This is a genomic window from Acidobacteriota bacterium (genome assembly GCA_040754075.1).
GTDB lineage: Bacteria > Acidobacteriota > Blastocatellia > UBA7656 > UBA7656 > JBFMDH01.
In genome coordinates this window covers 1-22,712 of record JBFMDH010000017.1, presented here as the reverse complement: position 1 = coordinate 22,712, position 22,712 = coordinate 1, and the positions used below count along the sequence as shown (strand labels likewise).

General features: G+C 49.1%; 16 protein-coding genes. 10 read left to right on the top strand and 6 right to left on the bottom strand.

From position 1 onward, the window contains the following. Window positions 1–149: 149 nt before the first annotated feature. The 7 genes from AB1757_18125 to AB1757_18095 all read left to right on the top strand — a co-directional run bounded on the left by AB1757_18125 (window position 150) and on the right by AB1757_18095 (window position 9,369). Window positions 150–1,151 (top strand): alpha/beta hydrolase, encoded by a 1,002-nt coding sequence (locus tag AB1757_18125; protein MEW6128961.1) that lies wholly within the window; start codon window positions 150–152, stop codon window positions 1,149–1,151. 184 nt (window positions 1,152–1,335) lie between these two features. Then, window positions 1,336–2,709 (top strand): DUF4932 domain-containing protein, encoded by a 1,374-nt coding sequence (locus AB1757_18120; protein ID MEW6128960.1) that lies wholly within the window; start codon window positions 1,336–1,338, stop codon window positions 2,707–2,709. 73 nt (window positions 2,710–2,782) lie between these two features. Further along, on the top strand, window positions 2,783–4,327 hold the full coding sequence (locus AB1757_18115) for an MFS transporter (GenBank protein MEW6128959.1): 1,545 nt from the start codon (window positions 2,783–2,785) through the stop codon (window positions 4,325–4,327). Between the two features lie 414 nt (window positions 4,328–4,741). Then, on the top strand, window positions 4,742–6,004 hold the full coding sequence (locus tag AB1757_18110; GenBank protein ID MEW6128958.1) for a hypothetical protein: 1,263 nt from the start codon (window positions 4,742–4,744) through the stop codon (window positions 6,002–6,004). Between the two features lie 214 nt (window positions 6,005–6,218). Further along, on the top strand, window positions 6,219–7,565 hold the full coding sequence (locus AB1757_18105) for a PQQ-binding-like beta-propeller repeat protein (GenBank protein MEW6128957.1): 1,347 nt from the start codon (window positions 6,219–6,221) through the stop codon (window positions 7,563–7,565). Continuing rightward, a complete protein-coding gene (locus tag AB1757_18100) occupies window positions 7,566–8,558 on the top strand; it encodes a 2-oxoglutarate and iron-dependent oxygenase domain-containing protein (GenBank protein ID MEW6128956.1) in 993 nt (330 codons plus the stop codon). 52 nt (window positions 8,559–8,610) lie between these two features. After that, complete coding sequence (locus AB1757_18095) at window positions 8,611–9,369, top strand: class I SAM-dependent methyltransferase (GenBank protein MEW6128955.1); 759 nt, start codon at window positions 8,611–8,613, stop codon at window positions 9,367–9,369. A 72-nt stretch (window positions 9,370–9,441) separates the two neighbouring features. On the opposite strand, the gene AB1757_18090 is transcribed toward AB1757_18095, so the two are convergent. The 3 genes from AB1757_18090 to AB1757_18080 form a co-directional block, all read right to left on the bottom strand. Then, window positions 9,442–11,958 carry a protein kinase gene (locus tag AB1757_18090; protein ID MEW6128954.1) on the bottom strand — a complete coding sequence of 839 codons (2,517 nt, stop codon included), beginning with the start codon at window positions 11,956–11,958 and terminating at the stop codon, window positions 9,442–9,444. Window positions 11,959–12,104: 146 nt separating this feature from the next. Next, complete coding sequence (locus tag AB1757_18085) at window positions 12,105–14,687, bottom strand: protein kinase (protein ID MEW6128953.1); 2,583 nt, start codon at window positions 14,685–14,687, stop codon at window positions 12,105–12,107. Between the two features lie 120 nt (window positions 14,688–14,807). Then, on the bottom strand, window positions 14,808–15,410 hold the full coding sequence (locus AB1757_18080; GenBank protein MEW6128952.1) for a DedA family protein: 603 nt from the start codon (window positions 15,408–15,410) through the stop codon (window positions 14,808–14,810). A gap of 326 nt (window positions 15,411–15,736) precedes the next feature. Between AB1757_18080 and AB1757_18075 the strand changes: the two genes are divergently transcribed. From AB1757_18075 to lepA, 3 genes are all read left to right on the top strand, one after another. Next, window positions 15,737–16,702, top strand: coding sequence for an ROK family protein (locus AB1757_18075; protein MEW6128951.1), 966 nt, complete (start codon window positions 15,737–15,739; stop codon window positions 16,700–16,702). Between the two features lie 29 nt (window positions 16,703–16,731). Beyond that, the gene (locus AB1757_18070; GenBank protein MEW6128950.1) at window positions 16,732–17,688 is read left to right on the top strand and encodes a VWA domain-containing protein; all 957 of its coding nucleotides are present in this window, start codon (window positions 16,732–16,734) and stop codon (window positions 17,686–17,688) included. A gap of 87 nt (window positions 17,689–17,775) precedes the next feature. Then, the gene (lepA, locus tag AB1757_18065) at window positions 17,776–19,578 is read left to right on the top strand and encodes a translation elongation factor 4 (GenBank protein MEW6128949.1); all 1,803 of its coding nucleotides are present in this window, start codon (window positions 17,776–17,778) and stop codon (window positions 19,576–19,578) included. Window positions 19,579–19,817: 239 nt separating this feature from the next. On the opposite strand, the gene AB1757_18060 is transcribed toward lepA, so the two are convergent. The 3 genes from AB1757_18060 to AB1757_18050 all read right to left on the bottom strand — a co-directional run bounded on the left by AB1757_18060 (window position 19,818) and on the right by AB1757_18050 (window position 22,415). Next, window positions 19,818–20,627 carry an energy transducer TonB gene (locus AB1757_18060; GenBank protein ID MEW6128948.1) on the bottom strand — a complete coding sequence of 270 codons (810 nt, stop codon included), beginning with the start codon at window positions 20,625–20,627 and terminating at the stop codon, window positions 19,818–19,820. 229 nt (window positions 20,628–20,856) lie between these two features. Continuing rightward, window positions 20,857–21,762, bottom strand: a complete 906-nt coding sequence (locus tag AB1757_18055; protein MEW6128947.1) for a zf-HC2 domain-containing protein — start codon at window positions 21,760–21,762, stop codon at window positions 20,857–20,859. 11 nt (window positions 21,763–21,773) lie between these two features. Beyond that, a complete protein-coding gene (locus tag AB1757_18050) occupies window positions 21,774–22,415 on the bottom strand; it encodes a sigma-70 family RNA polymerase sigma factor (GenBank protein MEW6128946.1) in 642 nt (213 codons plus the stop codon). Window positions 22,416–22,712 lie beyond the last annotated feature (297 nt).

Here is a 22,712-nt window from a genome sequence, read left to right as displayed (position 1 = left end):
GGGCTTTGATTGCGCCTCACTTCAACGATGAGCGCAAGGATTTCTTCTCACAGATTATCGAAGAGACCTGTTAAAAAGTTCTATTTGTTGAGTGTGAGTCTTATGCCCGCGCTCAACTCAAATCCCCGATTGAAAGAGATGCAACGCTTATGAAAACCAAAACCGCACCCTGGATTTTTCGTTTGCTGACAAGCTGTCTGGTCGTCGGCACTTTGATGCTCTCGGCGTATGCCGACGGCGCGAAAGACAAAAAGAACGGAGCAAAAAAGGTTATGTTCAAGCACCAATACGCCGAAGTCAACGGCGTCAAATTGCATTATGTGAAAGCCGGTGAAGGCAAAAAACTGGTGATGTTCGTTCACGGCTTTCCCGAATTCTGGTACGAATACAAAAATCAACTCGAAGACTTCGGCAAAGATTACACCGCCGTAGCCCCCGATATGCGCGGTTACAATTTATCGGAAAAACCTGCGGAGCTTGAAAAATATCAAGTCAAATACATGGTCGAAGACCTGCGCCTGCTTGCCGAAAAACTCGGACACCGGAAATTTATATTGGTTGCGCACGATTGGGGTGGAGCCATTGCCTGGGCATTTGCGATTGCGCATCCTGAAAATTTGGAAAAACTCGTCATCATCAACGCGCCGCATCCGGGTGTCTTTGCCCGCGAACTGGCGCAAAATCCCGCCCAACAAAAAGCCAGCGGTTATATGTTGTGGTTTCGCGGTCCTGATGCAGAGAAAACGCTGTCGGCGAATAACTATGCAATGTTGGTCAACATCGTTTTAGGCGAAGGACTCAAAACCGGCGTCTTCAACGAAGAAGATAAAAAGATGTATATCGAAGCCTGGTCGCAACCCGGCGCGCTCACTGGCGGTTTGAATTATTATCGCGCCGCCAGAGTTGGCCCTCCGGCTGAAGGACAAAAGAGCGAAGCCAATTTTGCATCAGGCATGAATTCGTTAATGGTGAACGTGCCGACCCTGGTCATCTGGGGCGAAAAGGATGCCGCGTTGCTTACCGGCAATCTCGACGGTCTGGATAAATTCGTTCCGCAACTCACCATCAAACGCATACCCGAAGGCACGCACTGGGTGATTCACGAAAAACCGCAACTCGTCAATCAATACATTCGCGAATTTATCAAATAAAAATTGATAAAGCCCGGATCATTTTTAAGCTTGTCAACCAAAACTTCTTTCAGGCTCTGAGTAAAACCAGAGCCTGACTTCCTCCCACCAATTGCTTCTAAACATGATGAGAATAAAAATTTCAGCGGTTATTTTATCTTTGGTCTCACTGCTTGTTTTGTGCAATCCGGCGGAATCTCGACCTGTGCAAATCGCAAAACCAGTTCGACAAAAACCATTTTTTATCGCTCCGAAAGTTGACCGCCGCGTCGAACTCTTGAGCATCGTTGCGCGGCTCGCTGAGTTTGAAGAGTACAGTGGCAATGATTTCAAACTCTATGTTGATGAAGTCAACCGGCATTTCGCGAAATACAAACAACACGCCGTCGTTCAGCAGATGTTGAAAGTGCGACAGCAAAACGGCGTCGGGTTTGATGCCGTCATGAATATGGCTGTGCATCTCAGCCCGCCACCGGAACTTGCGCCTCGTGTTGCCTTCACAGACAAAATTCCCGATAGACGCTGGGGCAAAGCCGACGCCGAGGAGTTCACCAGGCTATTGCGGCAGTTTTACAAAGATGCCGATTGCGAAAATTTTTTCAAAGCCCACAGTGAGTTATACAACACCGCCGAGCAGCGCTTTCAACAACTCTTAAACAAGGTGGATTTCGATTGGTATAAACGTTTTTACGGCGAAGTGCCAGGCGGCACCTTTAACCTCTACATTGGATTGTTAAACGGCGGCGGCAATTACGGTCCGAAAGTTGTGCATCCGAAAGGCGAAGAAGACCTCTATGCCATCATCGGCACCTGGCAGATGGATAAAGAGGGAATGCCGCTTTACAACGAGCGATTGCTTTCGACCATCATTCACGAATTCAATCACTCATTCATCAACCATCTGGTTTATGCCAACGAAGCCGCTTTGAAAAATGCCGGAGAAAAAATTTATCCGCCGGTTCGAGAGAAAATGCAAAAGCTTGCCTATGGTAACTGGCAGGTAATGATGCTTGAATCGCTGGTGCGTGCCGCCGTGGCGCGTTACCTCTTTGAACACGAGCAAGAATCGGCAAATAAAGAGGTCATTCAACAACGCAATATCGGATTCTTGTGGATGAGCGAGTTGTTTGCCTTGCTTGGCGCGTATGAAAACAACCGCGCGAGTTACCCGACTTTTCGTTCGTTTATGCCGATGGTCATTGGTTATTTCAACGATTACGCCAAACGCATAACCCTTGATGCCAAAAATTTTGAAGACCTGACGCCGCGCGTTGCCAGCCTTGCGCCATTCGCAAACGGCGCGCAGGATGTTGACCCGACGATTACCCGATTGACCTTTACCTTTGATAAACCGCTCGACCCGAAAGGCGGCGTGTCAATTAATTTCGGCGAAGGCGGACGCGAACACTTCCCGATTACCAAAGTCGTCGGCTATAACGAAACGGGCACGACGTTTACCGTCGAGATGCAATTGAAACCCGATTGGCAATATGAATTTGCGCTCACCGGGATCGCGTTCAAAACCAGAGACGGCTATCCGTTGCAGCCCTACACGGTGAAATTCAAAACGCGAAAGTAATTCGCTTGCTTTTCAAAAAAATAGTTTTCACCTTTTGCAGAAAATCAAATCCTTCGTTGAGGAAAAAAACAAAATGTTTAAAGACCCTGTTGCGCAGTTGAATGCTTCACCTAAGACCACCACTGCCACCAACGGCGATTATAAAATCTGGCAAGTGATTTCGGCTTCGGCGGTCGGCACCATGATTGAGTGGTATGATTTCTATATTTTCGGAAGCCTCGCTACGGTTATCTCGCCGCTCTTTTATCCCACGGGCAACGAAACGCTGGCGCTCATCGCGTATCTTTCGACCTTTGCGGTTGGGTTTGTGGTGCGCCCGTTTGGGGCGCTCTTTTTCGGTCGCATCGGAGACTTAGTCGGGCGCAAATACGCTTTTTTAGTGACGCTTTTAATTATGGGCGGCGCAACCGCGATTATCGGCTTTTTGCCGACCTATAACAGCATTGGTCTTGCCGCGCCTGTCGCGCTTTTACTCATACGGATATTGCAAGGCTTGGCGCTTGGCGGCGAATATGGCGGCGCGGCGGTCTATGTCGCAGAGCATGTGCCCGATGGCAAACGCGGTTTTTATACGAGCTTTATTCAAATCACCGCAACCCTTGGACTCTTCGTTTCGCTTGCGGTGATTCTGATTGTGCAAAATCTGATGAGCAAAGCAGCGTTCAACGAATGGGGCTGGCGCATTCCGTTTTTGATTTCGATTTTTCTGGTTGGCGTATCGCTTTACATTCGCTTGCGCATGAAAGAGTCGCCGATTTTTCAACATATCAAAGGCGCGGGAATGACTTCGGCAAAACCGCTCAAGGAAGCCTTCACCCATTGGGACAACCTGCATCGCGTGCTGGTGTCGCTCTTTGGCGCAACCGCCGGGCAAGGCGTCGTCTGGTACACCGGGCAATTTTACGCGCTCTTTTATTTGCAGACGATTTTGAAAGTCAACGCCACGTCGGCAAATTACATTGTGGCGATGGCGTTGCTTTTAGGGATGCCGTTTTTTGTTTTCGCAGGGGCGCTCTCTGACCGCATCGGTCGCAAAAAAATTATGATGCTTGGCTGTTTCCTGGCAGCCGTGTTTTACCTGCCGATTTATAAAGCCATGCAATCGGTCGCCGGTTCAAATGTGGTGACCGCGACTTCGCAAACCAACGCGATCACCGGCGCGATTACCCTTGAACCGCAAACCTCTGTTGATGGTGTGTTGCAAACCGCAAAAGAGGTGTTGATTTATACAAACTTCAGCGATTTCATCAGCAATCCGATTGCCTGGAAATTAATATTACTGGTATTCGTTCAAGTGATTTTTGTGACCCTGGTTTACGGGCCGATTGCGGCATACCTGGTCGAAGCCTTTCCCGCAAAAATTCGTTATACGGCATTGTCTCTGCCTTACCACATCGGCAATGGTGTATTCGGCGGACTGTTGCCGCTCATCGGGCTGACCATCGTTGCTGAAACCGGCAACATCTATGCAGGGCTTTATTACCCGATAGCAGTTGCCGCAATAACGTTTATTGTTGGTTCGCTATTGTTGAAAGAGACTCGTAGCGTGCTCATCTGGAGAGAACTGGAAACCGATTTGCCTGACCATGTGACCAGCGATATGGAAGGTCCAGCTTAGGCATGAACAGGTGAAAGGGTGTGAAGGTGAAGCGGTGAAAGACTGATTAAAAATTTTTATAAGGTATTTGGGGTTGACAGAATTTTGTTTTCAACTCTTGAGTAGTAGCACAATGATTTTCCGTATCAGACATTGACGATAAAACCGGCTCGTGGAGCCGATGCAACCCCGTTGAATCCTCGTTGAGATTTAATTCGTCCGAAAACTCATCAACAAATTCTTGTTGGAGTTGTTTCGGGTAAGGATTCGCAATTACTGATGACCCCACGGTTGTGAATTAATTTTCAGCATTCGCTTCCTTGGGTTATTTTGTTGGATAAAGGAAAGCCAGCGTAGAAAAATTCTGCTAGACTAAATTCATCAACCCGGCAATTTTAAATCCAGTGGAAACCTTGAAACGATGGAGATGTTGGTATGAATTTCATGGTCGATATGATGTCCTTGTTGAGAAAAGTTCGATTGATAAACCGGAAACTGGTAAGCAATGATCGGATTGTCGCAAGCCCCGTGTGCCTTGCGGCAATCCTATTTTTGTTGCTGTTTAATGCCTCATTAAACACCTTTGGACAAACCGCTACGAAACCACAAACTGCGCCGGTAACCAGTGCGACACCGGTAAAACAACCTGAGAGTTTGAGCGCCGCCGAATTTTCCCGGCTGGTTCGTGAACTTTCCGAAGAAGGCGGTTATTTTCGCTCGGACAATTTTACCTCGAATGAAACCTCATACCTGCACATCGTTGATAAATTGAAACAGTTGGGCGCAACCGGGGGCGCATATCTTGGCGTCGGTCCCGAACAGAATTTCACCTACATCGCCAAAATCCGCCCGCGCATCGCATTTTTAATCGATATTCGTCGTCAGGCGATTATTCAGCACTTGATGTACAAAGCGATTTTTCATCTGTCGCCGACCCGCCCGCAATTTCTGTCGCGATTATTCAGTAAACCGTTGCCGAAAGAAAAAGCTCCGGCGGCAGATGTGCCGATCAATGATTTGTTGAATTTTTTCAGCCAGGCAGCCGCAGACGATAAAACCTATGAAGCGAATCTCGCGGCGGTTCGTAAAACCATTCAGGAAGATTTTCAGTTCCCGCTTTCCGAAGAAGACCAGCACAGTCTTGATTATGTGTATAAAAGTTTTCGCGCCGATGGATTGGATATTTCCTATCGCGTCGAAGGAACCTGGGGAAATAATTATTTCCCGACCTTTAGGGAAATCATTGCCGGAACCGATTTAAATGGTAAGCAAGGCAATTTCCTCGCCACTACGGATGATTTTAACTTTGTGCGCGATATGCATCGCAAAAATCTGATCATTCCGGTGGTCGGTGATTTCGGCGGCAAAAAAGCGATTGTCGCGGTTGGCGATTACCTGCGTAAAAACGGATTTACGGTCACTGCATTTTATACCTCGAATGTCGAGCAATATCTTTTCGGCAGCAGTTCGTTTGCAGCCTTTGCAGAAAATGTGCGCAAATTGCCGATGACCGAAAAAAGCTTGTTCATTCGCGCCGCGGCAGGACGCAATGCCCATCCGGCGCACATTCCGGGGCATCGTTTGACAACCTTGCTGCAATTGATGAAGGTTTTTCTGAAAGATTTTGACGAAGGGCGTTATCAAACTTATAACGACTTGATTACGACAAACTACATCGCGGCGGAAGAGAAAAAATAGACTGACAATCGTCAGCAGCGCGAACCGTTTCATCTGGTATAGCTGTCACTCAAGGACGAATTAATAATCATTGAGCAAGCGGTCTTTGACCGCCTAAGTGATGGGTTTCTAATTCAAAATCAACTTCAACACAGTGGATTCTAAATCACCAACGTCGGCACTCATTGTAGACCGGCGAAGATAAGTTCAACTTTGCATTGAGGTGAAACAGGCTATGAAGAAAATATCGGTCTTTGCTGTAACCGCGTTTCTATTTTCGTTAATTAATGCATCGGTTATTGCCGACAACCAGCAGGCGCATTGGCCTGAATGGCGCGGACCTTCTTTTAATGGCATGGCGCGTGGCGATGCGCCGACCAGTTGGGACGAAACCAAAAACATCAAATGGAAAGCCTCGATTCCCGGTCGCGGTCATTCGACGCCAATCATCTGGGGCGACAAAATTTTTCTGACGACTGCCACGCCGACGGGCAAAACCCCGCCACCTGCGCCTGAAGCAGGCGGGCAAGGGCGGCGCGGCGGATTATCAGGCGGCGGCGCGATGGCACAGGTCGAACATAAATTCGAGGTACTTTGCCTCAATCGTAAAACCGGCAAAATTCTCTGGCAGAAAACTGCCCGCGTCGCCACCCCGCACGAAGGCTACCATCGAATGTATGGCAGCTTCGCTTCCAATTCGCCGGTCACCGACGGCAAATATGTTTATGTCTCTTTCGGTTCGCGCGGCGTCTATTGTTTCGATATGAACGGCAAGCTCATCTGGGAAAAAGACCTCGGCGTGCAGATGCGTATGCGCTTGCAATTCGGCGAAGGGACGGCTCCGGCGCTCGACAAAGACAAACTGATTTTGACTTTTGACCACGAAGCCGGTTCATTCATCGTGGCGCTCGATAAACAAACCGGTAAAGAGTTGTGGCGCGTGTCGCGTGATGAAATCAGCGCCTGGAGTGTGCCGTTGATTATTGAATACGGCGGACGGCGGCAAATCATCGTGGCGGCAAGCAAGAAGGTGCGAAGCTATGACGCGCAAACCGGCAAAGTGATTTGGGAATGTGCGGGCTTAGGTTCAAATGTGATTCCCGCGCCGATTTTTTATAACGGCGTAGTGTACGTGATGAGCGGGCATCGCGACCCGAAATTGATGGCGATTAAACTGGGCAAAGAAGGTGATTTGACCGGAACCGATGCGGTGTTATGGACGCATACGCGCGGCATGTCTTATACGGCGTCGCCGGTTTTGCATGACGGCAAACTCTATGTGTTGACCGACGGCGGACAGGTCAGTTGTTTTAATGTTGCGACGGGTGAGCCTTATTTTCAGCAGGTGCGTTTGCCGCGTCCGTATAATTTCAAAGCCTCGCCGGTTGGCGCAAACGGCAAACTTTATCTGGCAAGCGAAGATGGCGAAGTCATCATTTTGAAGATGACCGATAAACTCGAAGTCTTAACCACCAACAAACTCGAAGATCAGATGTTTATTGCCTCGCCGGTGATTGTCGATGGCGAACTGTTTCTGCGCAGTCAAAATACGCTCTACTGTATCAGCGAAAATAAAAAGTAAATGAGTGATGGGTTTTCACACATCCCGATAATCGACATCAGCGCGCTGGTTCAGCAAAAGCCTGAACGGCGCGCTGTGGCAGCGCAAATCGGGCAGGCGTGTCGCGAATGCGGATTTTTTTACATAACCGGGCACGGCGTTGATGAAGCGTTGCAAGCGAGGCTTGAAAATTTGAGTCGCGAATTTTTCGCGCAACCGCTTGCAGACAAATTGCAAATTCGCATGGCACGAGGCGGACGCGCCTGGCGCGGTTATTTTGCGGTTGGTGATGAACTCACATCCGGCAAACCGGATTTGAAAGAAGGCATCTATTTCGGCGCGGAACTCGGTGATGACCATCCAATGGTTCAAGCGCATACGCCGATGCACGGGCGCAATCTCTTTCCGACGGGACTCAATGAATTTCGTGAAACGGTGCTTGACTATATGGCGGCGATGACCGCGCTTGGTCATCAATTGATGCAGGGTATCGCGCTCAGTCTCGAACTCGATGAAAATTATTTTTATGAGCGCTATACGGCTGAACCATTGACGCTTTTTCGCATCTTCAATTATCCGCCTGACCTTGAAGTTGAAAAAAGCTGGGGCGTTGGTGAACACACGGATTATGGTGTGCTGACGATTTTAAAACAGGACGATTCGGGCGGCTTGCAGGTGAAATCAAAATCGCAATGGGTCGAAGCGCCGCCGGTTGCCAATACGTTTGTCTGTAACCTGGGGGATATGCTTGACCGCATGACCGGCGGGTTGTATCGGTCAACGCCGCATCGCGTGAAAAATCCGACAACCCACAATCGGTTATCGTTTCCGTTTTTCTTTGATCCGAATTTCAATGCTGAAGTCAAAGCCATTGACCTGAGCCTTGCAGTCAAGGATGATAAGGATGAGCGTTGGGATAAAGCGAGTGTTCATGAATTTCAGGGCACTTATGGCGAGTATTTGTTAAACAAAGTGGCGAAGGTTTTTCCGCAGTTGCGCGAGAAAATCATCTGATAAAATGGGCAAATCTTCGTTCAATACTACTCAATCTATTCAATAAAAAACCATGGACGAAAAATTCTGGGATAGCCTTGCGGCGAATTACGATGAAGAAGTTTTTGATACCTTAAAAAATGATAAGCATGGCATTCTTGCCAAATACATTGACCGGTTTGCGTCAAGCGAACATCAGGCGACGGATTTCGGCTGCGGTGTAGGGAAATATTTGCCGACGCTTGCCAAAAGGTTTCATAAAGTTTATGCCATCGACCATTCACAAAAATGCCTGGATGTTGCCAAAAAGTCGTGTGAAGAATTTTCAAATATCAGATTTTTGAAATGCGATTTGAGTAACGGCGAATTGCGCATCCCTAAAGCTCATTTTGCTATCAACACCAATGTCATCATTATGCCATCGCCGGAAAAGCGGCTGGCGATTTTGCAGAACCTGTCACGCAAAATCGTTAAAGGCGGGCATCTGCTGTTGCTTGCGCCTTCGGTTGAATCGGTGCTCTACACGCAGTTTCGCATCGCCGAGTGGTTTGCAAAATTGAACAAGCGGCGCAAAAATCCGCTTTACGAAAAACTTTCGGATGGCAGTCTGAAAAATTTTTCTATCCCCAACGGCATCCTCAATATCGAAAACGTTGCCACCAAACATTATGTCAAAGAAGAGTTGCTGGTTTTACTGCATCGCGTGGGACTCGAGGTGAAATCGTTTGAAAAAGTCGAATACGATTGGCGGCTTGAGTTGGATGAATCGGCAGATGAATTGACGCCGCCTTACCCCTGGGACTGGCTGGTGGTGTGCGAAAAAGTCCGTTGAGACGAATCGCGCAAAGCAAAATCCAAAGCCATTGAAAGCGCCGTCAAACACCGCTTGCTCAAAGGTTATTGATTAATTCATCAAGCTCATGCGGCGCAAGATATCCTGAAAACGCGGGTCGGTGCGTAACGGGTCAAAACGCGGGTCGGCTTTTACATAAGACAAATATTCGTTGCGTTCTTCATAAGCTTTTTCCAACCACTCAATGGCTTTTTCGGTTTCGCCAAGCCCTGTGTAAATCACCGCAATGTCGTAAGACGAAGGTTTGCGTTCGTTGGGTTCATTGGTGAGTTCATCCAACAGTTTTTGCGCTTCGCGTTTTTTTCCGGCAACGGCATAAGCGTGACCCAGGGCGGCAATCATAATCGGATTGTTGGCTGATGATTCGCGTCCTTTTTCAAATTGCTCGATGGCTTCGTCATATTTATTTTGCGCTTCGAGAATCAACCCGTAATAACGCCGCGCCGAAAAGAAATTGGGTCCCATCTCAATCGCCTTTTGACAGGCTTTCGCGCCCGCATCATATTGCCGCGAGTAAAAATAAATCCATCCGATTTGCGCGTTTGCCATCAGCGACAGCGGGTCAAGTTCCTGTGTGCGTTTCGATTCTTCAATGGCTTCCAGGCTGCGACCGACGGAAACCAGATGATTGGCGTACCATTGTCTGGCGAGCGCGTAATTGGGATTGAGTTCGATGGCGCGACGAAAGGCGGCTTCTGCGCCTTCCCAATCCCACTCATAACGGCTTTTGACGAACGCCAGCGAGGTATGCGCTTCAGCCAGAGTGTCATCCAAAGCGAGGGCTTTTTCGGCGGCTTCTTTGGCTTTAGGGAAAGCCTCGTGCGGCGGCATAATGCCATAAACCACCAGCAGGTTGTAAGAATCGGCAAGCCCTGCATAAGCCGGCGCGTATTGCGGATTTTTATCAATTGCCTGTTGGAAATAATCCAAACCTTTGCGCACATCGTCGGCGCGACGCTTGTTCCAATAATTGCGTCCCATCAAATAGAGTTGATAGGCTTCCAGGCGTTTGCGCTCATCGCTGTTGAGTTTGAGTTGGAGTTTTTGCGAAATGCTGCGCAGGATTTCTTCCTGCAAAGCAAGGATGTCCGAGAATTTGCGTTGATATTGTTCGCCCCAGATGCGCGTGTTATCGCGGGCATCAACGAGTTCGATGTTGACCAGGACGCCATCATCGCGTTTGCTGATTCTGCCCGACAGCACCGCCTGCACACTGAGGTCGCGACCAACCGCGCGCGGGTCAACATCGCCGCCTTTGTAACGCAAGACGGAAATCAACGACATGACTTTGAGCTTAGGCAATTGCGAAAGATTTTTAATCAAACTTTCAGTCATGCCGTCTGCAACATAATCGGAACTCGGTTCGCCGCCGGTATTGACAAAGGGCAGGACGGCGATGGAATCAACAGCGGTCTTGTTTCTGCCATTAAAATAAATCAACGCGACAACCGCGAGAATCACTGCGAACAACGAAAAGAAGACGGTTTTCTTGCGTTGTTTAAGTTCGGTGATGATGTATTCGGCGCTCGACATCGGACGCACGGGCTGCATATCGCCTGTGAAAAATTCATCTCGCGAATAGTCAACCACCGTCGGGCGACTGCCGCTATTGCGAATCGTACTGACTTCGTAACTCACATCGGGCGTCATCGAACGTTCGCGAATTTCTTCAAATGCCAGATGCTGACGCAGATTTTTTAAATCGAGCGCGATGTCTTTGGCGGTTTGATAGCGTTCTTCACGGTCTTTGCGCAGGGCTTTGGTGACGATGCGCTCCAACTCCTGCGGCACTTCTCTTGAGTAACGCGCCAGTAAGGGTGGCTCTTTGTAGAGAATCGAAGCGATGATTTCGCCTGGCGTTGAACCTTCAAAGGGCGTGCGTCCCGAAACCATTTCATAAACCATCGAGCCGAGGCTGAAAATATCGGCGCGCGCATCGATGCTCATGCCGCGCGCCTGTTCGGGCGACATATAATGCGGCGTGCCCATGACGATGCTTGGGTCGGTGCTTAAAATCTGGGTTTCCGTTTCATCATCAATCTCGCCGGAATTCGGCAGTGGTTCCGTAAGTTTCACCAGTCCAAAATCGACGACTTTGACATAACCATCGGGACGCACCATCACATTTTCAGGTTTGATGTCGCGATGCACGATGCCTGCCGCATGGGCTGCGCTCAGCGCGTTGGCGACTTGAATGGCAATCTTTAAGGCGTCGCGGAGGCTTAGTCGCCCGCTCATCATGCGTTGTCTGAGGGTTTGTCCTTCAATAAATTCGGTGACGATGTAATTGAGTTCGCCTGTGTGACCGACTTCAAAAATGGTGATGATATTGGGATGGTTCAAAGCCGAGGCGGCGCGCGCTTCCTGCTCGAAGCGCCGCAAGCGGTCGGCTTCGTGGGTAAAATGCGAAGGCAAGACTTTGAGCGCCACTTTGCGTCCGAGTCGCGTGTCTTCCGCCAGGTACACTTCACCCATGCCGCCCGAACCGAGTCTGGACATGATGCGATAATGCGAAAAACTTGTACCGGCTGCGAAAGACATCTTCTGCATAGCTTGTTGCTTTGCCAATTTAAAATTTATTGTCGCCCAATACGGGTTTGATTATGCCAGTGATTTTTAGCCAAGCAAACAGCGATTAGCAACCCAAATGAAAATCCACTGTGATTACGGAATTATTCCTGAATGAAAGGTGAAAAGCGATTGTACTTTTCCAATTAATTTAAACCAACACGCCGCGCCAGATCGGCAAAGCGCGGGTCATCGCGCAATAAATCGAGTTCCGGTTCGACATTCATATACGCGAGCAACCCGTAACGCTCTTCAAATGCCATATCCAAAAATTTAAAGGCGCGATCTTTGTCGCCAAGCCCGACGAAAATTCTTGCAAGAAAATATGCCGGTACATATTGATGACACGACAGGTCGCCGAGTTCTTCAAGCAGCCGATGGGCTTCATCGCGATTACCGGAAAGCGCATAAAAATAGGCTTGGGAAGCTAAGGTTTCCAGGTCTTCACCGGCAATCTGTAGCGCCTTTTGAAATTCGGCAGCCGAGGCTTCGTACATTCCTTTGATGGCATAGACCTGCCACAAACGCCGTCGCGCCAGTAGAAAGTTCGGTTCAATCTCCAAAGTTTTATGCAGTTGGTCAATCGCTGCGTCGTAATCGCGGCTCATATACAACAACCAACCGAGATTGGCTTTAATCGGTAAAGACATCGGGTCAATCTCTTGCGCCTTTTGCATTTCAACGAGCGCTTCATCGTGGCGTTGCAGGGCGACGAGATATAGCGCATACCAGAGATGGGCTGTCGCATAGCCCGGATTGAGCGCAATCGCTGTGCGAAATTCGCGTTCGGCAGCCGCCCAGTCCCAATCGTATCCGAGTTTCACAAACGCCAGTGAGGTGTGAGCTTCGGCGAGCGCCTCGTCCAACGCTAAAGCGCGAGTCGCCGCCGAACGCGCTTTCGGAAAGGCTTCGCTGGGTGGCGATGAACTGTAACTGGCGATGATGTTATAAGCGTCTGCGAGTCCCGCATAAGCGAGCGCATAATTGGGGTCAATATCAATCGCTTTGTTGAAATGCTCGATGCTTTTATGCAACCCGTCGCGCGAGCGTTTGTTCCAATGAAAGCGCCCTTTCAAATATTCCTGATAAGCGTCAGTGTTCTGGGTGTGGCGTTTGCTTAAACGTTTTTTCTGTTCGCCGGTCAGTTTGAGTTTCAGTTTGTCGGAAATCTCTCTGGAAATCTCTTCTTCGATAGCGAAGATGTCTGCGAGTTGCCGGTTGAATTGTTCGCCCCAGAGTTGCGACCCGTCGTCCGCGTCAATCAATTCGGTTTTGATGACCAGCCGGTCGCCGCGTTGCAGGACTCTGCCGGTCAGTACGCCGCGAACTCCGAGTTCCGCTGCGACCGCTTGCGGGTCAATGGCTTTGCCTTTGTAGCGAAACACCGTTGACCGCGCCATGACTTTGAGTTTGCCAATTTGTGACAGGTTATTGATGATGCTTTCGGTGATGCCATCGCTTAAAAACTCGGCGTCCGCATCGTGGCTGTCATTTTCAAAAGGCAAAATGGCGAGCGCGTCAATGGCTTTGCGTGAACGTTTGCGAACCGCTCCGGTTGACTTAGTCAGTGATGCGGTATTTTTTGCCGCCTGTTGAATCTCCTGTAAATCGTTTAATAAATCGCGCGCCGTTTGATAGCGATTTTCGCGGGCTTTTTCGAGACATTTTTTCACCACGCGCGCGAATTCCGCAGAGAGACCGGGTTTAAGCGCAGTGAGCGGCGCGGGTTCTGTGAAGCCGATGTTTTGAATGAGTTCGCGCTCAGTGTTGCCGGTAAACGGCAGCGCGCCGGTCGCGAGTTCATACATCACCACGCCGAGGCTGAATAAATCCGTGCGCGGGTCGAGCGCAAGCCCGAAAGCCTGTTCGGGCGACATATAAGGCACCGTGCCCATCACCACGCCAACAGCCGTTTCCTGGAACGCGGGCGTTGCCTCTTGCGCGACCTCGGGCGCGTAAACCGTTTTGAAACTGTCGGCTTGCATTTTTGGGTTTGCTGAATCAAGGCGCGTGGCGTATTCATCAAGCGCCACAGTCGGTTGCGAAGTTTCGTCGAGCGTCACTGTTGGTTGGCTCAGGTCATCAAGCGCCACGGTCGGATTGGTTGAAATATCAAGCGCATCGGTCGCGGCTGAGTCATCGAGTAAAACGGTTGCAGCATTCGTTTCATTCAATTGAACCGTGGGGTAGTTGGAAAAATTATCCGCTTCGTTGGCAAGCGGCTGGGTTTCATAATGCCGCCCGTCTTCATTGAGTCGCCCGGTGACGCGCGCCAACCCGAAATCGAGCAGTTTCACCAGCCCGCGCGGGGTTATCATAATATTCGAGCATTTAATATCGCGGTGAATGATGTTAAGTGAATGGGCTTCGTCGAGGGCTTCAACGACCTGCGCGGCAATATCAAGAACAGCGGTTTCAGCAAGCGGCCCGCAATGAATTTTGCGTGACAATAAATCGCCTTCGACATATTCCATCACGATAAAGCTCAACCCCTGATGTTCGCCGATGTCATAAATTGCTGCGGTATTTGGCGAACGCAAGGCGGAAGCGGCGCGCGCTTCTTTCAAAAACCGTGAACGGCGTTCGGGGTCGTATTGATAGGATGCCGGTAAAATTTTTAGAGCGACCTGACGAAACAAGCGTGTGTCTTCGGCGAGATAAACTTCACCCATTCCGCCCGCGCCGAGTTTTTTAATAATTTTGTAATGAGAAATTTGTTCAGACAGCAAGCCGATTTACCTCGAAACCAATCTGCCAACACGCGCGCCCGGAATGTTTTAAAAGTATAAACCACAAATGGGGAGCCAGTCAGTGTTAAAAGCGGCACGGGGTTGCATCACGCTCAGATATTACGAAGCTTCACCGGATTTCAGTTTTTCTTCTTCGAGTTCTTCTTCGATGACCTTCTCTTCGATTTTATGCTCGAATTTGCCGATGGCATAAAACAGCAAAATGATGCCGACCACCACCAGCAGAATGATTTGAATGCGTTTGAGATCGCCCGTGAGTTTTTCAATGCCGGTTGCAAAAGTAAATCCGATGCCTGCAAGTATGCCGACCCACGCGCCGCAACTGAGCAGGGTTAAAACCAAAAACCTGACCCTGCCGAAATGCGCCAAGCCCCAGAACATGGCGCTTGCGGTTCTCAGTCCATAAACATATTTGACGATAAACACCGACGCCACCCCGAAATGGCGCATCAACATTTCAATGCGTGGTTTGGCGCGGACGAAAAATCTTAGTGAGCGAGCTTTGCCGCGAAAGCGCGAGCCAATCCAATAGGTAATGGAATCGCCAACCACGCCGCCGGCGGTGCCAACTAAGAATGCGTCTCGAAAAGAAAACAGTCCGGTTTTCGCCAGCACCCCTGCAAACAGCAGCGTCAGGTCGCCTTCAATCATGGTGCCGAAAAAAACCGCCCACAGTCCGTATTGTTTGATTATGTCTTCCATTGAACGTTATGAAAAATATTGCGCGTCGTAAGTTTGAATTATGAATTTCAGCCATAAAAAATAGCTGGTAACTACGCGCAGCCTGATTTACGTGGCGTGAGATTGTAGCTTATGGGAGCGAAAATTGACATCCATTTTAAGCCTTTGTTATGCTCAGCTTTCCGATTCAATTCTGAACTCTTAATTAATTTTTCGCGGACAAAGCAGGGAAATCAATAAAGATTCGAGAGCGCGGGTCGTAAAAATTCTGAAACGACGCATTCATCAAATTAAATATCCGCATCTAAGGCAGCGTTTTCCGAATCGACACGCTAAGGATTGCTTTTATGACAGAACAAAATGACAAACTATTTATCGGTATAGACCTCGGCGGAACTACCATCAAAGGCGCGCTCGTTGACGACGCGGGTAACATCGTTTACGAAACGCGCGTCGATACGGAAAAAAATGATTCCGAAAAACTTCTCGCGCAAATCATCGAATTTACCAAACACCTGCAACAACAATCGGAAAGTCGCGCCGCAACCATCGGCATAGGGGTGCCGGGACTCGTCAACATCAAAACCAACCGCATAGAGACCATGCCCAACTTGCCCAATTTAAGCGAGATTGATATTCCCGGTCGCCTCAGCGAAGCGACCAAACTCCCGGTGACGATTGATAATGACGCGAACGCCGCGGCTTATGCGGAACTCAAAGCGGGCGCGGCGCGCGATAAAAAAGATGTGTTCTTCGTAACTCTTGGCACAGGCGTCGGCGCGGGGCTGATTATGGACGGCAAAATTTATCGCGGCGCGACCGGGTTTGCGGGCGAATTCGGGCACATGACGATTGACCCCGAAGGTATCGAATGCGGCTGCGGCAATGTCGGTTGTTTGGAAACCATTGCCTCTGCGCCCAACATTGTGCGACGTATGCGCGCCAGACTGCAACGCGACCGCACCAGTTCGCTTTCACTGCTTGCCATCCCGCGTGACCGCGAAATGACCGCCGAAGACATTGGCGTTGCGGCGCAAAACGGCGACGAAATGGCGCAGTTGATTATGGAACGCACCGGCATGTTTTTAGGCATTGCGATTGCGGCGGTGGTTAATTTGTTGAACGTTGAAATGGTCGTGCTTGGCGGCGGGGTGATGGCGGCAGGCAATTTGATTTTGAAACCGACAACCAGTGAAACGCGCCGCCGGGCTTTCCCGCCGTCGTTTAATAATTGTGAAATTGTACTCGCCGAACTCGGAGCCGCAGCCGGCGTCATCGGCGCAGCCCTCATCGGACGCGATTACGCGAAGTAAGAGATAGCGGCAAAAGGGGATTTGTGAGTATGAACAAGCCATTGCGATTGATTAGCTTGGTTCTCATCTCTTGGTTAGGTCTTGTGTGTCTCTGCCTACCTCAAACTGCTTATCAAAAACAGAATTCAGCTTACAGCCATTTAATTCACGTCACAGTTTCCGATGAGAAGAAAAAATCCATAGTTGAAGGATTACCTAAAGAAGCATTCACGGTTTTTTCTGAAGATGAAAAACAAGACATTACCTTTTTCGCAGGGCAGCACGTCCCCACAAGCATAGGATTGGTAATTGACGCTTCTGGTTCAATGCAATCTCATAAAGACAAAGTAACGACCATACAAACCGCACTCTTGAAATTTGTTAGCCAAGGTCACTCATCCAATAATTATTTTGTTATGAGCTTTCAGGAAGAGCCTCGGTTATTGGCTGATTGGACAAAAAATATTGAAACTATAAAAACAGCTTTGAATCAGGCAGTAGCAAGACCAAAACGAAGAGGTAGCCTATTTGACACCTGTTACGAAGCAGTAAAAAAATTAATGCAAGGAAAGGTTACTACAGCGAAGCGGGTAATTTTTTTAATTAGCGATGGGGAAGATAGCTATTCTAAAAAAAGTTTTGAAGACTTAAAAAAACTTTTACGGCAATCGGAAGTAATGATTTATTCGCTTGGCGTAAGGGATTTCTTTTACGAACCATTAACCGGTTTTGGGCGAGAAGTACTTGAAGAGTTAGCTCGGATTTCTGGCGGCAAATCTTATATCCCGACTCAATCAAAGAAGTTTGACGAGGCAGTTCAAGAAATATCTTTGGAATTGCAGAATCAATACACTATCGGATTCAATCCAATTATTTCTGACAACAAATATCACAAAATTAAAGTCATCGTTTCCCCTTCACCAGTACAAGAAGTATCTACGAAAGATTCCACCACCCAAAATATGAAACTCAAAGCCCGCACCCGCGAAGGCTATTTTGCCAAGTAAGAGTTTCTGGTTTCCAGTTTCCAGTTAGGTTATGCTTTGAAGTTCGTGTAAACTAAAAATTCAAACTGTAGACTAGAAACGATTAAGATGTCCGATTTATCACACATTAGAAATTTTTCGATTATTGCTCACATTGACCACGGCAAAAGCACGCTGGCTGATCGCTTGCTCGAATTCACGGGGGCGCTTTCGCAACGCGAAATGAGTGAACAAGTTTTAGACGCGATGGACCTCGAACGCGAGCGCGGCATCACCATCAAAGCCCATGCGGTGCGCCTCAATTACCAAGCTAAAGACGGGCGCGATTACATTCTCAATCTCATTGACACGCCCGGTCACGTCGATTTTTCTTACGAAGTTTCGCGTTCGCTTTCGGCTTGTGAAGGCGCGCTGCTTGTCGTTGACGCTTCGCAGGGCGTCGAAGCGCAGACGCTTGCCAACACCTACCTTGCGCTTGATCATAACCTCAATTTGATTCCGGTGATTAATAAAATTGATTTACCGGGCGCGGAACCCGAGCGCGTGCGCGAAGAGATTGAACACACCATCGGGCTTGAAACCGAAAATGCCGTAAACATCTCTGCGAAAATGGGGCTAGGCATTGATGAAGTTCTGGAAGCCATCGTGCGCGACGTGCCGCCGCCCACAGGCGAAACCGATACCTCGCTCAAGGCGTTGATTTTCGATTCGTGGTTCGATAGCTACCGTGGCGTGGTTGTCCTCGTGCGTTTGATTGACGGCGTGCTTAAAAAAGGCATGCGTGTGCGCTTTATGGACACGCAGAAAGATTATTTGATTGATTCGCTCGGCGTGTTGACGCCGAAACCGCGCGAGATTGATCAACTCAGCGCCGGTGAAGTCGGCTTTTTCACCGCCGCCATCAAGACCGTCGCCGATGTTGAAATCGGTGACACCGTCACCGAAGCCGCGCGCCCGACCGCAATCCCATTTCCCGGATTCAAACGTATCAAACCGATGGTCTTTGCGGGGCTGTATCCGGTCGAGTCGAATAAGTATGAAGAGTTGCGCGATGCGCTCGATAAACTGCGTCTGAACGATTCATCATTTTTTTATGAGCCGGAATCATCGGCGGCTTTAGGGTTCGGGTTTCGTTGCGGCTTTCTGGGACTCCTGCACATGGAAATCGTGCAGGAGCGTTTGGAGCGCGAATTCGATTTGGATTTAATTACTACTGCGCCAAACGTGCGTTATCGCGTGACCACGACATCAGGCGAAGTGTTGGAAATCGATAGCCCGTCACGCCTGCCCGACCCCGGAAAAATTGCCATGATTGAAGAGCCGTACATTCGCGCCATGATTATGTGCAATGACGAATTCGTCGGGCAGTTGTTTGCGCTTCTGGAAGAAAAACGCGGCGTCCAGATAGGCTTTGAATACCCCGCGACCAAACGGGTATTGCTCACCTATGAAATTCCGCTTGCCGAAATCATGCTCGATTTTTATGACCGTTTGAAAACCGTGTCGCGCGGTTATGCGTCGTTTGATTACGAACTCATCGGTTATCGTGAAGGCGATATGGTCAAACTCGACATCTTGGTTGCGGGCGAACAGGTGGACGCTTTGTCGCTCATTGTGCATAAGGAGTTCGCTTATTCACGCGGCAAAATTTTAGTTGAAAAGATGCGCAAACTGATTCCACGCCAACTTTTTGAAGTGCCGATTCAAGCCGCTATTGGGAACAAAGTGATTGCCCGCGAAACCGTCAAAGCCATTGGCAAAAATGTTCTGGCGAAATGTTACGGCGGCGACATCACCCGCAAACGCAAACTGCTCGAAAAACAGAAAGAGGGCAAAAAGCGCATGAAGCGCGTCGGCAAAGTTGAAATCCCGCAGGAAGCTTTCCTCGCCGTTTTGAAAGTGAATGAATAGATTCAGGATTCAGACAGAAGAGACGTAGAAGGTGAAAGGATCAACAATGAGCAAAAGAGTTTTCAATTAAGTAGAACCGAAAAAGTTCTTTGACACGAAACCGCGAATTTCCTAAGAAATTCCAATAGTTTTTGTCAAAGAAGTTTTTCCTGCCTACTTAGTTCATGGTTATCCTTCCACCCTCCTTCTTGCTGAATCCTGAATCCTGAATCCTGAATTCTATATCCTGTACCCTCTACCTAATTGATTCTGAAATTAAAGGTAATCACGCCGGTCACGCGCACGGTTGTGCCGTTTAATATCGTCGGTTCAAAACGCCAGCCGTATGCCGCATCGACGGCGGCTTTCGTGAGCAACGGATGCCCGCCAAGCGCCCGCGCTGATTCGACGCGACCTTCGGGCGAGATAACGATTTCCACGACAATCGAACCTTCCAGACGAATCTGTTTGGCAATCGCCGGATAATCGGGGGTTTTTCTGGTGAGGGCTTTGCCGGTCAAAATACTTGAAGCAACTCTGACAATTTTATTTTCCGGTTCTTTCGCCTGCGGTGGCGGCTCCGGTTTCGGCTTTGGCGCAGGCGGCGGTGGGGTTATCTCTTCGCCGTGAGGAACACCTGTAGGAACGCCGATGCCTCTGCCGTCTGGGTCTCCATAAAGCACACCGTTGGGGTCGCCGATTCCCTCTGATCCGGCATCACCGATGATTGTGTTCGTAGGAAGGTTTATGCCTGCTTTAATCATATTGGGGTTTGATTCAGGGTGCGTGATTTGGTCAAGGGTCGCCACTTTGTAAGGGTTTGGTTGCGGTGCAGGGTTTGAATTAGCCTCTTGCACAGGCGCGCGCCCTTTCGGTGGGAGTGGCGGTGGAGGAACAGCAACAATGTGTGTCACATCGCTTTTTTCAAATATCGCGGGGTTTGCGGCAACCACCGAAACCACCAGCGCCGATACAACGACAAAGGAATAAAACATGGTTGTCAGCAGAAAAAATCTGCCGGTGCGACCCTGGCGCTTTGCTTTACTTGATAGCACTAATTTTTCAAACATAACGAACTCTCCTTTCATTAAACACACGTTGAGTGGTGAGCCGATGCAAACGGGCAATGAGCGGAAATCGTGTGTTGGTGACAGGCGCTCTTGAGTTGATGATTGCGGTTCCGGGAAGCGGAACCATCAGGCAGGCGCTCTAAAAATGGGTTGGTGACAAGCGAGGCTGAATCGAAATCGGAAGGGAGAAAGCGGAAAACTTCGCCCGCTCTCTCCGTTCAAAGTTTATTTATCCACGGACATCCATCTTTTCAAAAAGCAGAACGATGTGGGTCGTGACCGGCTGACCTTCGACCTTTGCGGGTTTAAACGAATTATTCGTAAGCGACCACCAGAGTTGTTCGATAACCGCAGGGTCTTTGGGTTCATTAAACACGTTGACCAGACGCGCGCGTCCGTTCGGGTCTACTTCGACCAAGGCGGACATATCTTCATTGCCAGGTTTTTGATAAGCGATGTGACTGAAACTGACCATCGGGTCGGTGTTCAAACGCGGCAATTCATAATCCAAACCAAAGACCGGTGGCGGTGGCGGCGGAATCGCAAACAATGCCGAAGCATCCGTCAGGTCTTTATCCTGTTGCAAATTGTTGTAACTGAAATATTCCTTTGCTGACCCGACAATCGGATAAATGAACGATGCCGTTTGATCAAGTTCTTCTAATTGCTCATGAGGAACCGGAATCGGTTTGAATCCGGTCATTAAAAAGGCGAACAAAATAACCGTGACCACTGAACCTGTGGCAATGGAAAAGGGTCGCGGATTCATCTTTAACAACCATTCGGTGAGTCGTTGAAAAAAACTGATGTCGTGATTGACTCGCCCGACGATGGCATTCATGACATAACCGCGCAGTTCTCGCGGCACTTCAGGAGTTGGTGTCTGTTTTAATAAAAGCGAAGTTTGTTTAATTTCTTCGAGGTGCTCACGACACGCCGAACAAAATGCCGTGTGGGCGTGAAAGTGTTCGGTTTCTGGCGCGGTCAGTTCCTCGTCCAGGTAAGCGGAAGCCATTAATTGAAAATCATTGCAAATCATAACAACATACTCTTTTTCCGTTTTCAAAGGTTTGCCCGAAAGCAAACGTTTAAAAACCGGCGGGGAGTTCCATTCATTCAAAGCATCCGAAGCCAAAATCTTCTGTCCTAAAGCTGCATCAGATCTTTTAATTTGTGGCGCAACTCTTCGCGTCCACGAGCAATACGAGATTTCACCGTGCCGATGGAAATCTCTAAGGTGTCAGCAATCTCTTCGTAAGAGAGTTCCTCAATTTCGCGCAACATCAGGGCGGCGCGGTATTCCGCTTTGATTTCGGAAAGCGCCCGCATAATGCGGCGTTCGCGCTGGCTTTCAATGGCGCGCTCTTCAGGCGTCGCATGAGCGCCCGCCAGGGTGTTGCCGAAAGTGGTTTCCGAATCGGTGCGGCTGAGGTCAAGCGAAATGGTTTCATCTTTTTTGCGGCGTCGCCACCAGCGTTGCTGATTCATTGCCTGATTGATGGCGATGCGATAAATCCAGGTCTTTAGTCCCGATTCGCCGCGAAAACTGTTGAGTCCTCGATAAATTTTCAAAAAGGTCTCTTGCGCCGCATCGCGCGCGTCCTCTGCATCACCAAGCAGGCGATAACAGATGGCATAAACCGGACGCTCGAAATGCAACACCAACTCTTCAAAAGCCCCGAGGTCGTGAGCGCGCAAACGCGCGATGAACTGCGCCTCATAGCGATTTTCTATGGGCTGCGCATCCAGTTCGACCTGAGCAATCGTGGTTTGCTCTAATGCAATCATGCGGCTTTTGTTGACCTTTGGCGCTCTGTGAGTTTTTTAGGCGGGTCAAAGCACGTTCCTGAGGAAGCCGAGCGCCGTTTTAGCTCCAAACCGAACGGGCAATGACCCTCACCTCACTTGTCGTTTATGTTAGACACCCGGCTTACGGAAAAAGTTCCAGCCAAGTTTAATCTATAGACCTCATGAAAAAGAATTTCTGAGAATCACTTGAAAGTAAGGATTCAATCGGGGTATCTCCATAGTTTCACTTTATCCAAAAACCAAAGGAGATTCCCCGATGTTACCCTTTCGTCTTAC

Coding starts and splice junctions, on each gene's coding strand:
- AB1757_18125 (MEW6128961.1), top strand. CDS start 150: ATGAAAACCAAAACCGCACCCTGGATTTTTCGTTTGCTGACAAGCTGT.
- AB1757_18115 (MEW6128959.1), top strand. CDS start 2,783: ATGTTTAAAGACCCTGTTGCGCAGTTGAATGCTTCACCTAAGACCACC.
- AB1757_18110 (MEW6128958.1), top strand. CDS start 4,742: ATGAATTTCATGGTCGATATGATGTCCTTGTTGAGAAAAGTTCGATTG.
- AB1757_18105 (MEW6128957.1), top strand. CDS start 6,219: ATGAAGAAAATATCGGTCTTTGCTGTAACCGCGTTTCTATTTTCGTTA.
- AB1757_18100 (MEW6128956.1), top strand. CDS start 7,566: ATGAGTGATGGGTTTTCACACATCCCGATAATCGACATCAGCGCGCTG.
- AB1757_18095 (MEW6128955.1), top strand. CDS start 8,611: ATGGACGAAAAATTCTGGGATAGCCTTGCGGCGAATTACGATGAAGAA.
- AB1757_18080 (MEW6128952.1), bottom strand. CDS start 15,410: ATGGAAGACATAATCAAACAATACGGACTGTGGGCGGTTTTTTTCGGC.
- AB1757_18075 (MEW6128951.1), top strand. CDS start 15,737: ATGACAGAACAAAATGACAAACTATTTATCGGTATAGACCTCGGCGGA.
- AB1757_18070 (MEW6128950.1), top strand. CDS start 16,732: ATGAACAAGCCATTGCGATTGATTAGCTTGGTTCTCATCTCTTGGTTA.
- lepA (MEW6128949.1), top strand. CDS start 17,776: ATGTCCGATTTATCACACATTAGAAATTTTTCGATTATTGCTCACATT.
- AB1757_18060 (MEW6128948.1), bottom strand. CDS start 20,627: ATGTTTGAAAAATTAGTGCTATCAAGTAAAGCAAAGCGCCAGGGTCGC.
- AB1757_18050 (MEW6128946.1), bottom strand. CDS start 22,415: ATGATTGCATTAGAGCAAACCACGATTGCTCAGGTCGAACTGGATGCG.